At 59.8% G+C, this 14454-nt stretch carries 8 protein-coding genes; 5 read left to right on the plus strand and 3 right to left on the minus strand.

The features are described from left to right. Window positions 1-35: 35 nt before the first annotated feature. The 5 genes from AC3RLQ_RS13005 to AC3RLQ_RS13025 all read left to right on the plus strand — a co-directional run bounded on the left by AC3RLQ_RS13005 (window position 36) and on the right by AC3RLQ_RS13025 (window position 7850). Complete coding sequence (locus tag AC3RLQ_RS13005; RefSeq protein ID WP_493037696.1) at window positions 36-974, plus strand: chromate resistance protein ChrB domain-containing protein; 939 nt, start codon at window positions 36-38, stop codon at window positions 972-974. Continuing rightward, window positions 971-2275 carry a chromate efflux transporter gene (gene chrA, locus AC3RLQ_RS13010; RefSeq protein ID WP_493037698.1) on the plus strand — a complete coding sequence of 435 codons (1305 nt, stop codon included), beginning with the start codon at window positions 971-973 and terminating at the stop codon, window positions 2273-2275. The genes AC3RLQ_RS13005 and chrA overlap by 4 nt, the downstream gene beginning before the upstream one ends. Window positions 2276-2323: 48 nt before the next feature. Beyond that, window positions 2324-5458, plus strand: coding sequence for an efflux RND transporter permease subunit (locus tag AC3RLQ_RS13015; RefSeq protein ID WP_493037700.1), 3135 nt, complete (start codon window positions 2324-2326; stop codon window positions 5456-5458). An 83-nt stretch (window positions 5459-5541) separates the two neighbouring features. After that, a complete protein-coding gene (locus tag AC3RLQ_RS13020) occupies window positions 5542-6522 on the plus strand; it encodes an efflux RND transporter periplasmic adaptor subunit (protein WP_493037702.1) in 981 nt (326 codons plus the stop codon). 29 nt (window positions 6523-6551) lie between these two features. After that, window positions 6552-7850 (plus strand): TolC family protein, encoded by a 1299-nt coding sequence (locus tag AC3RLQ_RS13025; protein ID WP_493037704.1) that lies wholly within the window; start codon window positions 6552-6554, stop codon window positions 7848-7850. Window positions 7851-7991: 141 nt separating this feature from the next. Here AC3RLQ_RS13025 and AC3RLQ_RS13030 read toward each other — a convergent pair whose 3' ends face one another. The 3 genes from AC3RLQ_RS13030 to AC3RLQ_RS13040 are packed head-to-tail and all read right to left on the minus strand — an operon-like array spanning window position 7992 to window position 14446. Next, window positions 7992-9329, minus strand: coding sequence for a HoxN/HupN/NixA family nickel/cobalt transporter (locus AC3RLQ_RS13030; RefSeq protein WP_493037706.1), 1338 nt, complete (start codon window positions 9327-9329; stop codon window positions 7992-7994). A 36-nt stretch (window positions 9330-9365) separates the two neighbouring features. After that, on the minus strand, window positions 9366-11231 hold the full coding sequence (locus tag AC3RLQ_RS13035; protein WP_493037708.1) for a heavy metal translocating P-type ATPase: 1866 nt from the start codon (window positions 11229-11231) through the stop codon (window positions 9366-9368). Continuing rightward, on the minus strand, window positions 11228-14446 hold the full coding sequence (locus tag AC3RLQ_RS13040) for an efflux RND transporter permease subunit (protein ID WP_493037710.1): 3219 nt from the start codon (window positions 14444-14446) through the stop codon (window positions 11228-11230). Before AC3RLQ_RS13040 ends, AC3RLQ_RS13035 begins: the two co-directional genes overlap by 4 nt. Between the last annotated feature and the right edge of the window lie 8 nt (window positions 14447-14454).

The raw sequence follows: 14454 nt of genomic DNA on the forward strand, positions 1-14454 counted from the left end.
CAAAATTCGTTTCAGTCTGGTAACACCTGTTTCAAATGACGGAACTTTCCTGGCTCCTGCTTCTCTACAGCCTGCCGCCAAACACCGGAGCCTTGCGCCTTTCCCTCTGGCGGCAGCTCAAGCGCATGGGAGCAGTGTCATTGAAGACCTCCGCCTCCGTACTGCCCGACCGGCCGGATCTCTACGAGAGCTTTCAGTGGCTGGCCCAGCGCGTGCGCGAGCAGGGCGGCAACGCCACGCTCGTGCGGGCGAATGATGTGGACGGCGTCAGCGATGACGAACTGATGACGATGTTTCAAGAGGCTCGCACAGCGGACTACGTTGAGGTCATCGAAGCCGCGCGCCCGCTGCTGCCGCTGAAAGGAAAAAAACCGAAGGCAGACCCGGAGGAGGTGGAAAAGCTTGCCTCACGTTTCCAGACCATCCGGCAGATTGATTTCTTCGACTGTCCAAAAGCGGCAGATGTGGAGATGCTCCTGCGCCGTCTAGATGGGGGCGCGTCAGGCTCAAAATCAAAATCGCTCTCGATCAAAAACTACCAGAAGCGCATCTGGCTTACGCGTCCGCGCCCTGAAGTGGATCGTGTCGGCTCGGCGTGGCTGATCCAGCGCTTCATTGATCCCAAGGCCGCCTTCGTCTTTGCCGCCGATGTCAGCGCGCATCCCACCGCACTGCCGTATGACATGGTCGGTGTTGAATTCGGCCATCATGGCGACGACTGCACCTTCGAGACGCTCATCAAACGCTTCACACTCAACGATTCTGGATTAAAAAAAGTCGCAGCCATCATTCACGACGCCGATCTGGGTGATGGCCGCCACGGCACGCAGGAGGGAGCTGGCCTGCTCGCCATCTTTCGCGGCTGGGCGCAGATGGGCTGGACGGATCACGACATCCTCATGCGTGGCTTTGACTGCTTCGATGCGTTGCACCGCCAGCTCTCCACCCGCAGCAAGACCACCAGGAAACGATGAACGCCGAAGTTCCATCCATGCCCACCTTCGGCCAGGCCCTGCGCTACTGGTTCAAACTCGGCTGCATCAGCTTCGGCGGTCCTGCCGGGCAGATCGCCATCATGCACAAGGAGCTGGTCGACAAGCGCCGCTGGATCAGTGACGCCCATTTCCTGCACGCACTGAACTTCTGCATGCTCCTGCCTGGCCCCGAGGCGCAACAGCTCGCCACCTACCTCGGCTGGCGCTTGCATGGTGCCAAGGGGGGCATCGCGGCTGGAGCCTTGTTTGTGCTGCCGTCCGTCTTCATCCTGTTCGGCCTGAGCTGGCTCTACATGGCAGGCGGGCATCTCCCATGGCTCGCAGCCATCTTCCACGGCCTCCTTGGCGCTGTCATCGCCGTCGTGGCAGAGGCGGTGCTTCGCATCGGCAAAAAGGCGCTCAAAAGCCCCACGCTCTGGCTCGTGGCCGCGCTGAGCTTTGTCGCCATCTACTTCTTCCAGATTTCCTTTGTTCTCATCGTGCTCGGCGCTGCAATGTTCGGCTACGTCGGCAATAAAGTGCTGCCGAAACAGTTCCCCGCTGGCAAAGGCCACGGTACCGCCAAAGAGAGCGCCCCCTCCATCATCTTGCCGCCTGCGCCCAGGGCCACGTGGGCGCGCACCTTCACCATCACCGCCTTGTGCCTCACGCTGTGGTGGCTGCCTGTCTTCGCCATCGCCGGGTGGCTCGGCTGGAGCAGCACACAGGCGCAGCAGGGCTTGTTCTTCAGCAAGGCCGCCCTCGTCACCTTCGGCGGTGCTTATGCGGTGCTGCCCTATGTTGCGCAGCAGGCCGTGGAAAACTATGGCTGGCTTTCGCATCCGCAAATGATGAGCGGACTCGCCCTTGCAGAGACCACTCCTGGCCCCCTCATCATGGTGCTTCAGTTCGTCGGCTTCGTCGGCGGCTGGCAGCAGCCTGGCGCTCTGACGCCCTTCGCCGGAGCCACCGTCGGTGCGCTCATCACCACCTGGGTCACCTTCATTCCATGCTTCCTCTTCATCTTCCTCGGCGCTCCCCAAATCGAAAAACTCGGCGAGCAGCCCCGCCTTAGCGCCGCGCTCACCGCGATCACTGCTGCGGTGGTCGGTGTCATTCTTAATCTAGGCGTGAAGTTCACCACCCACGCGCTGTGGCCCGTCAGCGGCGGCTTTGATGCCTTCGTCGCTGTTCTTGCCATCACCGCCTTCATCACCATGCAGCGCCTTAAAGTCGGACTCATGCCCGTGATCGGCGCTTGCGCAGGCTTGGGACTTCTAAGGCATCTAATCCACGGCTGATCCAACCGATAGAATCATTGTATCCGCAAGTTACCAGCCCACCCTCCCATGTCCCTTCCCCGTTTCGCCCTCCGCCATCCATGGACCGTCATCGTCATCGTCGTGGCGATCCTCCTCGGTGCGTGGCAGGCCAAGGAAAAGATGGCGCGTGATGTCTTTCCCACATTGGGCATTCCGACCATCTACGTCGCACAGCCCTACGGCGGCATGGACCCGTTGCAGATGGAAGGCTACCTAACCTACTACTACGAGTACCACTTTCTCTACATCGCCGGCATCGAGCACGTGGAGTCCAAGAACATCCAGGGCGCTTCGATCATGAAGCTGCAGTTTCATCCCGGCACGGACATGTCCGCCGCGCTCTCAGAAACCATCGCGTATGTGAACCGCGCGCGCTCTTTCATGCCGCCGGGCACACCGGGAGCCTTCGTCACACGTTTTGATGCGGGCAGTGTTCCCGTTGGCAATCTCGTTTTCTCCACCGAGAACCCCACCCGTACCGTCGGCCAGATGCAGGATGCCGCGCTCAACATGGTGCGCCCGCTCTTTGCCACGCTGCCCGGTGTCTCCGCACCACCACCGTTTGGCGGCAGTGCGCGCACCATTTTGATCAATGTGAAGCCGGACCGTCTCCGCGCCTATGGCCTTTCCCCCGATGACATCGTGGCTGCAATGACCGCCGCAAACACCATCAGCCCCAGCGGCAATCTCGCGCTGCCCCACAGCTTCCCCATCGTCCCCACCAACGCCGTCGTCAAAAACATCCAGGACCTCGCTGCCGTGCCGGTCAAGGTCACCGATCAGGGTGCCGTCTATGTGCGCGACATCGGCGAAGTCAGCGACGGCAGCGACATGATGTACAGCATCGCCATCGTGAACGGCAAACGCACCGTCTACATGCCCGTCACGAAACGCAGCGATGCCTCCACTCTCAGTGTCGTCGAACTGGTGAAACAAAACCTGCCCAAGTTCAAAGCAGCCTGTCCCGAGGACATCAACGTCACCTTCGAGTTCGATCAAAGCCCCTGGATCATCCGCGCCATCCGCGATCTCGTCAAAGAAGGCATCCTGGGAGCCGCGCTCACCGGCCTCATGGTGCTCCTCTTCCTGCGCGATCTCCGCAGCGCTTTCATCGTCGTACTAAACATCCCCCTCGCCATCGCAGCAGCGGTGCTCGCACTGTGGATCGGTGGCTACACGATCAACCTCATGACCCTTGGCGGCCTCGCGCTCGCCGTCGGTATTCTCGTGGATGAAGCCACCGTCGAAATCGAAAACATCCATCGCCACATGAAACAAGGTGGCAGCCGTTCGCTTGCCCGTCTTGTCTTGGACGCTTCCGAAGAAACCATCGGCCCGCGCTCGCTTTCCATGCTCTGCGTTCTCGCCGTCTTCGTGCCAAGCTTCTTCATGACCGGCGCTGCGAAAGCCCTCTTCCTGCCGTTGTCCCTCGCCGTCGGCTTCAGCATGATCGCCTCGTATCTGCTCTCCAGCACGCTCGTCCCCATCCTGAACATCTGGTGGCACCGTAGTGCGACCGTCCCGGTTGCAGATCCCCGTAGCGCAACCGTCCCGGTTGCTCTGGCATCTGCACCCCAGCGACTCGCACTTCTCTTCAAACCGTCCATCGCCCTCCGTCACATCCTCGTTCCCGCCTACCTCGTTGGCGTGATCTTCGCCATCAGCATCCTGCTGCCCTTCATCGGCACCGAAATCTTCCCGCAAATCGATGCCGGTCAGCTCCAGCTCCGCCTGCGTGCCCCCACGGCCACGCGCCTCGAAACCACCGAGCAGATCGCCCTGCGCACGCTGGCGATCATCGCCGAGGAAACCGGCCCCGACAAAGTCTCCATCACCATGGGCCTCATCGGCGTGCATTCGCCGAGCTATCCCATCAATCTCATCCATCAGTGGAACAGCGGTCCCGAGGAGGCCATCCTGCAAATCCAGCTCAAAGACGGCAGCGGCGTTGCCATCTCCCCGCTGCGCGAAAAACTCCGCGCCCGCCTCGCCGCCGAGTTTCCCCAGGTCCTGTTCTCCTTCGAGCCCGCGGACATCGTTTCGCGCGTCATGGCCCTAGGTTCACCCACGCCCATTGAAGTAGCCGTCAGCGGCAAGGACTTCGCCGCCAGCCGCGCCCACGCTGAGCTGCTCAAAACCAAGCTCGCTGAACTCAAAGACCTTCGCGACGTGCAGTTCAGCCAGACGCTCGACTATCCCAGCGTCGATGTGCATATCGACCGTGAGCGCGCCGGCCTGCTCGGAGTGAAGATGAGCGATGCCACCCGCAGCCTCGTCGCCGCCACCACCAGCAGCCGCTTCACCGTGCCGAATTTCTGGGCAGACACGAAGACCGGCGTCAGCTACTCGCTGCAGGTTCAGGTGCCTCAGCCGCTGATGAAGAGCCTCGAAGATCTGCGCAATGTGCCCATCACGGTGCAGAACAAACCGCCGGTCCCGCTGCGTAACATCGCCAAGATCACTGAAGGCAGCGTCATCGGCCAGTATGACCGCTACAACATGGCCCGCACCGTTTCCATCACCGCGAATCTTCACGACCAGCCGCTCGGTGTCATCGCCAAAAAGGTCGAAAAAGTCATCGCTGACAATCCAGCCCCCGCCGGTGTCAGCGTCACACTGCGTGGCCAGGTGCCGCCGCTCAAAGAACTTCAAAGCGGCCTGCAGACCGGTCTGCTCATCGCCATTGTGACGATCTTCCTGCTCCTCGTCGCCAATTTCCAGAGCGTGCGCCTCGCCTTCATGGTTCTCACCACCATTCCCGCCGCTCTTCTCGGTGTCCTGCTCGCTCTCATGCTCACTGGCACCACGCTCAATCTGCAGAGCTTCATGGGTGCCATCATGTCCGTCGGTGTCGCCGTCGCCAATGCCATCCTCCTCGTCACCTTCGCCCATCGCGCCCAGCTCACCGGCCTCAGCAAACGCGACGCAGCGCTGGAAAGCGCCACCACGCGTCTGCGCCCCATCCTCATGACCACCCTCGCCATGATCGCCGGCATGATCCCCATGGCCCTCGCCCGCTCACAGACCAGCCCCCTGGCCATCGCCACCATCGGCGGTCTTTCACTCGCCACTGTCGCGACGCTGCTCGTGCTGCCCGCCGTGTATGCTCTGCTCGCCAGCAAGACAGCGAAGACTGCTTCGCTGGAGCCACTTGAGAGCTAATCGATGAACTCTCACGACAACACACCAAGCCTCAGGCCAATTTAAAATTTTCAGTTCCCAGTTTTCAATCCTCCGCCACTCCCATGCGCCTGCTGATCTTCCTCCTCCTCACCACCCTCGCTTCGGCACTGGACCTCCCCGCCGCCAAGCCGACCACCGGCACCATCCACCGTTGGGTCGCATTGCCTGCCACGCTCGCGCCATTTCAGCAGGCGGTGCTTTATGCGAAGGTCACCGGCTACATCGCCACCATCAGCGTTGATAAAGGCGATGCCGTCAAAGCCGGTCAGGTGATCGCCAAACTCGAAGTGCCTGAACTCCTGGCCGACCTCGCCAAGAGCAAAGCCGAAGTCGCCGCCGCCGTCCTTGAGGCGAAGCGCATGCACGAAGCCCGCGCAAAATCACCCGACATCGTGCTGCCGCAGTCGGTTGAGGATGCGGAGGCCCGGCTGGCCATCGCCAAAGCAGGCATGGAGCGCGTCAACACCATGCTCGCCTTCGCGGAAATCAAAGCCCCGTTCGACGGCATCATCACCGCGCGTCACGTCGATGTCGGAGCATTGGTAAACGCCCACACCGGCAAGGTCGTCGAGATCGTCGATGCCAGCACGCTGCGCCTGCAAATCCCCGTCACCGAGATGGAATCCGCGCTCGTCGCCGTTGGCAAACCCGTGAAAGCCCAGATCGATGCCAGCGGTCCCGCGCCCGTCGAAGCCAGCATCTCACGCATCGCCTACGCACTTGATCCTGCCACCCGCACAATGCTCGCCGAAGCAGATTTGAAAAATGCCGAGCTCAAGCTTCGCCCGGGCATGTATGCGATAGCTAAGATCGCCGTCGAAAAGCACGACAAAGCTACCCTCATCCCCGTCGCCGGACTGGTGATGGAAAAGACCCACGCCTTTGTCTTCAAGCACGTGGATGGCAAAGCCATGAAGACCGCCGTGAAGCCCGTCTTCAATGACGGCACGAATGTCGAGATTCCTGATCTCAAAGCAGAGGACGTGATCCTCCTGCCCGGCACCACACTGCTCACAGACAAACAGCCGGTCACCGTGAAATGACGAAACCCGAAATTTATCTCTCCCACGCCATGACTCCAATCATTCGTCATTTGGGCCTACTCCTCTTCACTGCCTCCATTCTTCACGCGGATCCCGCCTTCGTCGATCTGCGCACCGTCATGCGTCTCGCCGGTGCCAACAACGACGAGATCCAGCTCGCCCGCGCCAAGCATGACGAGGCGATAGCAGAGTCCAAGCAGGCGTGGCAGCGCTTCTGGCCAACCTTGAGTCTTGGCGCAGGGTATCGCGGCCATGAAGGCCGCTTGCAGGACATTGCAGGCAACGTTTTCAACGTGAACAAGCAGCAGTACAACGTCGGCACCGGCGTCATGATCGACTGGTCTCCCGGCGACATTTATTATGCTGCGCTCGCCGCGAAGCAGCGCGCACTCGCCGCCGAGCACCTCGCTGAAAAGGCACGCATCGACATCGTGACTCAGTCCGTGGAACGCTACTACGATCTCCTCGCCGCCGAGGCCATGCTCACCATCATCGAAGACGACCTGCATCTGACCGAAGATTATGGCAAGCAGCTCGAAGGTGCCGTCACCGCTGGCACCGCCTTCCGTGCCGACCTGCTGCGCGTCAAATCGCAGATCAGCCGTGCCAAGCTTGGCATTCGCCAGGGCGAGGAGCAGCGCGATCTTGCCGTCGCGCGACTCGCTGAAATTCTCCGCCTCACTCCCGATGCCATGCTCCGTCCGGCGAAGTCGGATCTCGTTCCCGTCAAAATGATGTCCGGTAGGGGCGTCGCCACGATGATCTCGCTCGCACAGCAAAACCGGCCCGAGATTCATGCCGCACAGGCCATTCACAATTCGATGGACGCCGAAAAAGATCGCGCCCGTGTCGCTCCCTTGATCCCAAGCGTGCAGGCCGGTTACACCGCAGGCGGACTCGGCGGTGGCCCCAACGTCGGCAACCGCTGGGGCAACTTCGGCAGCCAGCAGGACTACTACCTCGGCCTCGGCTGGAAGATCGGCCCCGGCGGCCTGTTTGATCGTCAGCGTCAAAAGCTGGCGGATGCCCGTGAAGAAAGCGCCTCGCTGCAAACCAGCCAGGTCAAGGCCGCCGTCGGTCGCGAAGTCGTCGAAGCCGCGACCCGTGCGCAGTCCGCCAATGACCAGATCAAGATCAACGACGAAGCCGTCAATGCCGCCGAAGAGATGACCAAGCTGGCCAAGGAACGCCAGGCCAGCCAGGTGGGCGTGGTGCTGGAATACCTGCTCGCACGCGAAGAACTGACCCGCGCCCGCCAGAGCCGTGTCATGGCCGTGACCGACTTCAACAAAGCACAGCATGCACTGAAACGCGCCGTGGGGAAATAAGGCGCGAATGATGAGGTGTTCAAGTTGCAGCCCACAGGGGCAGCTCCAAAGTCACGCGCATGAATCCGACACCTGATGACATCCCGCAAATTGGACTTCGGCCGTCTCGATTTCAAAGTCTGCCTCATGCCTGTTATGGACCTAATGCGCGTGACCGCCATGCCCGTGCAATCCTTGCCAGCCCTGCCACGCCATGAAGGCTGCGAGGAGAACAAGCAGCACACAGGAAATGTAAGGCGCTCGTCGCATCCATTCGCCGAAGCCTTTGAAACGCTTCTGCGCATGGTTGACGCTCCAGGCGGCTACGGCTCCGACAATCACCATGGTGAGCGCAAGGCCGAAGCTGAAGGCGGCAACGAGGGAGAACCCCAGGACCACTTTTTTAACCTGTAGGCACACAAGCAGAATCGTGAATGCGGCGGGACATGGCATAAGACCGCCGGTGATGCCGAACAGGACGATTTGTGGTGTGGTTATCGTACGGTTGGCGAAGCGTTTGGCGATGTCCTGGGCATGCGCGCGCTCATGGGCGTCCTGATATTCGATGCCATCATCTGCGGGCTCCTCAACGGCGATTGGGGCATGGCTGTGGCCGTGATGATCTTCGGTGAAACGCAGCCGGTAGGTATGGGCATGGTCGTTATGACCTAGGCTGACGGTGGCAAGGAATTCATGCGGCTCGGGGAGCTCGCTGGTGGCTTCCCAGAAAGTGTCTTTGGATTCAAAGGCGAACTTTTGGGTGCGGCCATCGAGTCGTGCGGTTTCAATACTGAGCAGTGTGCCTTTGGGAAGGGGCACAGTTTCGCCGGAGGCTTTGCAAGGATAGATGCGAAAGCGCGGTGGCACGCCGGTTTCAAATATACAGACCTCCAGCCAACCATGACCGGTGTCGAGCAGCATGCCTCTGTGCGGGCCTTGTTTGCTGTTGCTTGCAGGCACAGCTGCGGACGGGCTCATGCCGGCGGGCAGGATGAGACCACCGGCGGTTATCGTTTCGCCCGCAAACAGGCTTGGCACGGGGGCGTGCGAGTGAGAGTGAGCCTGCCAATGATCAGGTTCGTGAGTTTCGGCTTTGACAGGTTCCGCATGGGAGTGGCCATGATTTTGACCGTCTCGATGATCATGCGCTTCGGCGACCTCGCGTCGCGTGCGCAGGTACATCCAAACCGCGAGTCCGAAGATCATCAAAGCCGATGCAATGTGGAAGTAAGGTTCGGTGCTTTCGGCATTCCATTGACCACCATAATACAACGCCAGCGCAGCGAGCACCCAGATGAGAAGTGAATGTGAAATGGCAGCAGAAAGCCCCAGCAGCACCGCTTGCCAGACAGTGCCGCGAATGGCGATGATGAAGGCTGCCATCATCGTTTTGGAATGTCCTGGCTCCAGGCCATGCAATGCACCAAGCAGAATAGCGACGGGGATATATAGCCAGACGTGGGCGCTACCGCCTTGAATGAGTTGTGTGATATCTGTCATGGAATTGGGAGGTTGAGTTACGTGGTAGAAAGGCTTTTACGTTTCGATCCTGACACGCAGTAGTTTGACTGAGTTTAGAAACACTAGGATGTCGGGACCAAGGTGAATCATCGCTGCTTGAACGGGACCGATCCAACCGAGGAGCGCTGCCGTGATGCCGAGCACATGCACCACGCCGACACCCACGTATAAATTCTCCTGGATTGTGCGATACGCACGCCGGGCAAGGGCGCGGGCGAATACGATCTTTGAAAGGTCGTCGGTCATTAAAGCCACGTCCGCAGCTTCAAGTGCGGCCTGCGTGCCACGCGCGCCCATAGCGATGCCAACATTCGCGCGGGCCAGCGCCGGGGCATCGTTGACGCCATCACCAATCATTGCCACGAAATGCCCGGCCTGCTGCAACGAGGTGATTGCGTTCACCTTGTCCTCGGGCAGCAGGCCTGCCTTTACATCATCGAGTCCAAGTTCTGTTCCAACTCGTTGGGAGATCTTTGCGTTGTCGCCTGTGAGCATGATGACCTTCTTCACGCCAGTGGCCTTCAAGCGCGCGACGGCTTCCTTTGCGCCGACGCGAATTTGGTCGGCGAGGTCAAGAGTCCCTACCGCTTTGCCATTGACCGCAATGTAGATGGTAGTCCCCTTCGGTTCATAGGCAGGCGCAGGCGCGTTGACGCCATGCTCGGTAAGAAGCGCCGCGTTTCCAGAGAGAATATTTTTGCCCTCGATCATCGCCTTCACCCCGCGACCCCGGATCATCTCGAACTCCTCCGGCTCCGGCACAATCAGCTTCATTTCCTGAGCGCGCGCCACCACGGCTTTCGCCAGCGGATGCCCCGAGCGCCGGTCTGCGGCGGCGGCGAGTGTGAGCAACGCGGCCTCGTCGAAAGCCGGGTCAATCGGATAAATTCCCGCGACGCTTGGCTGGCCAACGGTGAGCGTGCCAGTCTTGTCGAATACCATCACGTCCGCCTTGGCGAGCAGTTCGAGATAGATGCCACCCTTGACCAGAATTCCAGTGCGAGCTGCGCGGGCGATGGCAGCGATCATGACCAGTGGCGTTGCCAGCCCAAGTTCGGCCGGCGAAGTGAATATTAGCAAGGTGACGATCTTGCGGAGGTCGTGCGTGACGAGATAGACCCCCAGTAAGAAGACAAAGACGGCGGGGATCAACCATGCAGCAACTTTGTCCGCGAGCTTTTGCACAGGTGCCTGGAGTTCTTCTGCTCCCTCCACCAGCGCAATGATCCGAGCAAACATGGTTTCCTTGCCGAGCTTGTCGGTACGAATGTCCAAAGCACCCGATTCTAGGATCGTACCAGCCAGCACTGAGCCATCCAATCCCTTCTCCTGCGGCAGGCTTTCACCAGTAATCGGCGCTTCATTCACCGCACCTTGTCCTCCCACCACCGTGCCATCGACAGGAATCTTTTCGCCAGCACGCACGAGCACAGTGTCACCAATTTTCAGCACGTTGATGGGGACAGAGCGCTCCTGGCCGTTGGCGCGAATCAGCGCGGTTTGTGGCACGGAGCCGACCAATGCCTTAATCGATGCGCGGGCGCGGTCAGTGTTCAGCTCGGCGATGAATTCGGCGATCAAGATAATGGTCATCAGTACCGCGCCTGCGACGTATTCCCCACCGACCATGGCGATAATCGTGGCAACCGTGACAAAGATTTCCGTTCCAATTTTTCGCTCATGGATGAGGTCACGCAGCCCGGTTTTCACCAGCGGATACAAACCTAACACGATCGCCCCATACAGCACCGACTGCGGCAGGAGGCCACGCCAGTAAAGCAGCGTGAGGAAACCCACGATGATGATGCGCCCTATCTCCCTCCAGCGCGCCGGTGTGAGGAGGGCGCGTATGGAAGTGCTTGTGGGAGGTGGCGGATTCATAGTGGGATGTTGGATGGCAGAATTCGTTGGGCTAAGACTTCACCGCGTGGTGTGACTCGGTGGAACATGCGGTAGAGCGCTGGCAGCACGAGCAAAGTGAGCAGCGTGGAGCTGAGGATGCCGCCGATGACGACGGTGGCCAGCGGACGCTGGACTTCGGCACCCGGACCCGTGGCGAGCGCCATGGGTACGAAACCAAGCGAGGCGACGAGAGCGGTCATCAAAACAGGACGCAGACGGGTATGAGAACCGCCGAGAATGGCCTCATCCAGCCCCATGCCATCGGCTATGAGCTTTTTGATGAAACTGATCATGACGACGCCATTGAGCACGGCCACACCTGAGAGGGCGATGAAACCGACGCCTGCAGAAATGGACAGTGGAATGTCCCGGAGCCACAGAGCGATGATGCCGCCGGTAAGCGCCATAGGCACCCCGGTAAAGATGAGCAGCGCGTCTTTGACGGAACCGAAGGCGCTGAACAGCAGAATAAGAATGAGCAGCAACGCGACCGGGACGACGATCTTCAAGCGCTGGCTGGCGGAGATGAGATTTTCAAACTGACCGCCCCAACTGACCCAGTAACCGGGCTGCACGGTGACTTCTTGAGCGATGCGTTTCTGTGCTTCGCCGACGAAACTGGCGATGTCACGGCCACGCACGTTGGCGGTGACGACGACACGGCGCTTGGCGTTCTCACGGCTGATTTGGTTTGGGCCGGGAGCTAGCGTGAAGTCGGCCAGCTCACCGAGCGGAATGGTGTCTGCTTTGGCAAGGCTGGACTCGGGCAGGTAGTTGATGCGGGCGAGCCTGGCACCATTGTCGGCCTTTTGCGGCAATGGAATGGGGAGGCGCTTGAGCGCATCCAGATCAGTGCGGAGCTTTTCAGGAAGGCGTACGAGAATGGCGAATCGCCGGTCACCCTCGAATATCTGCCCGGCTTGTTTACCGCCGATAGCGATCTCAATGACCTCCTGCACGTCCGCGATGTTGAGACCATAACGAGCGAGAACTGGGCGGTTGATGACGATGGTGAGCACGGGAAGACCCGTGGTCTGTTCCAGCTTCACATCCACGGCCCCTGGCACCCCTTTCAGCACCTTTTCGATCTGCCCTGCAGTTTCCTCCATGACCTCCATCTGGTCGCCAAAGACCTTCACAGCCAGGTCGCTGCGCACACCGGCAATGAGTTCATTGAAGCGCATTTCGATGGGCTGCAGCAACTCGTAGTTGTTGCCGGGGATGGATCTGGCAGCAGCGAGGACTTTTTCGACGAGGTCAGACTTTGGCATGTGAGGATCAGCCCATTCACTGCGTGGTTTAATCATGATGAAACAGTCGGCGACGCTGGGGGGCATCGGGTCGGTGGCGATCTCTGCGGTGCCGATCTTGGTGAAAATTTCCTTCACTTCGGGAATCAGCTTGAGCTTTGCCTCAAGAGTGCGCTGCATATTCACGGCCTGGGTGAGGCTGGTTCCCGGAATGCGCAGGGCGTGGAGGGCGAAGTCACCCTCATCCAGCCGTGGAATGAATTCGCTGCCCATTCGTGAAGCAAGGAGCAGGCAGAGCAGAACAAGCACGGCGGCTCCGGCTACGACGGCACTGCGCGCGGCGAGCGCGGCTCGCAGCATCGGTTCATAGATAGCCTTTGAGACACGGATGAGGATGTTTTCCTTTTCACTGATGCGGCCACCGAGAAAGATGGCCACTGCGGCAGGCACAAACGTCACGGACAGCAGCATCGCGGCACTCAGAGCGGCGAGCACAGTGAAGGCCATGGGAAAGAACATCTTTCCCTCGATGCCGGTGAGGGTGAGAATGGGCAGATAGACGACCATGATGATAAGCTCGCCAAAGATGCTGGCTTTCCTCACCTCACGAGTGGCGGCAAAGACGATTTTGAAACGCTCGTCCCGCGTGAGCAAGCGACCATGCTGATGCTGCTCCTCCGCGAGACGGCGGATGCAGTTTTCCACGATGATGACCGCCCCATCAACGATGATGCCGAAATCGAGTGCGCCTAGGCTCATCAAATTGCCGCTGATCTTCGCGCCGACCATGCCTGAAATGGTGAGCAGCATCGAAAGAGGGATGACACATGCGGTGATCAGTGCTGCACGGAAATTGCCCAGCAGAAGGAACAGGATGACAATGACGAGAGTGGCCCCTTCAAAGAGGTTCTTCTTCACAGTATCGATAGTGGAGTCCACAAGCGTGGTGCGGTCATATACAGCATTGGCGTGGATGCCTTCAGGGAGGGTGCGATTGATCTCCTCCAGTTTGGCGGCGATGCGGCGGGAAACGGTGCGGCTGTTTTCACCAACGAGCATGAAGACGGTGGCCAGCACGACTTCCTCCCCGTTTACGGTGGCAGCCCCGGTTCTCAACTCGCGGCCATGGATGACGTCTGCCACGTCCTTGACCAGGATGGGAGTGCCATCGCGCTGCGCAACAATGATGCTGCGAAGGTCTTCGATGCTGTTGGCCTGGCCTGGGGCGCGGATGAGCAGCTGCTCGCCATTTTTCTCAATGTAGCCAGCGCCGACATTGGCATTGTTTAGGTCCAGCGCTTCCATGAGCTGACGCATAGTCACATCAAAGGCGGCGAGCTTGTCGGGATAGGGTGTGACGTGAAACTGCTTCGCGTAACCGCCGATGGAGTTGACTTCGATCACACCGGGGGTGTTGCGAAGCTGGGGCTTGATGATCCAGTCCTGAATAGTGCGCAGGTCGGTGGGAGTGTAGGGTTCACCTGCTTCGTTGCGGGTACCGGGATCGGCTGTGACAGTGAACATGAAAATTTCACCGAGGCCGGTGGCGATTGGTCCCATGCGGGGCTCCAGGCCAGATGGCAGCTTGCTTTTCACTTCCTGCAACCGCTCGGCGATGAGCTGGCGTCCGAAGTAAATGTCGGTGCCATCCTTGAAAATGACGGTGACTTGGGACAGGCCGTAGCGTGACACAGAGCGTGTGTAGTCCAAGTGTGGCAGGCCACCCATGGCGTTCTCGACGGCAAAGGTAACGCGCTGCTCGACTTCGAGTGGCGAGTAGCCCGGAGCACCGGTGTTGATCTGCACCTGGACATTGGTGATGTCCGGCACGGCATCAATAGGCAGCCGGGTGTAATTATAGGCACCGAGAATAGCGGTGCAGAGCACGAGCAGCAGGATGACCCAGCGCTGCCGGATGGAAAACTGGATGATGGAATCAATCATGGCGGTCA

The organism is Prosthecobacter sp. GW821-HT29F12, from assembly GCF_058803405.1.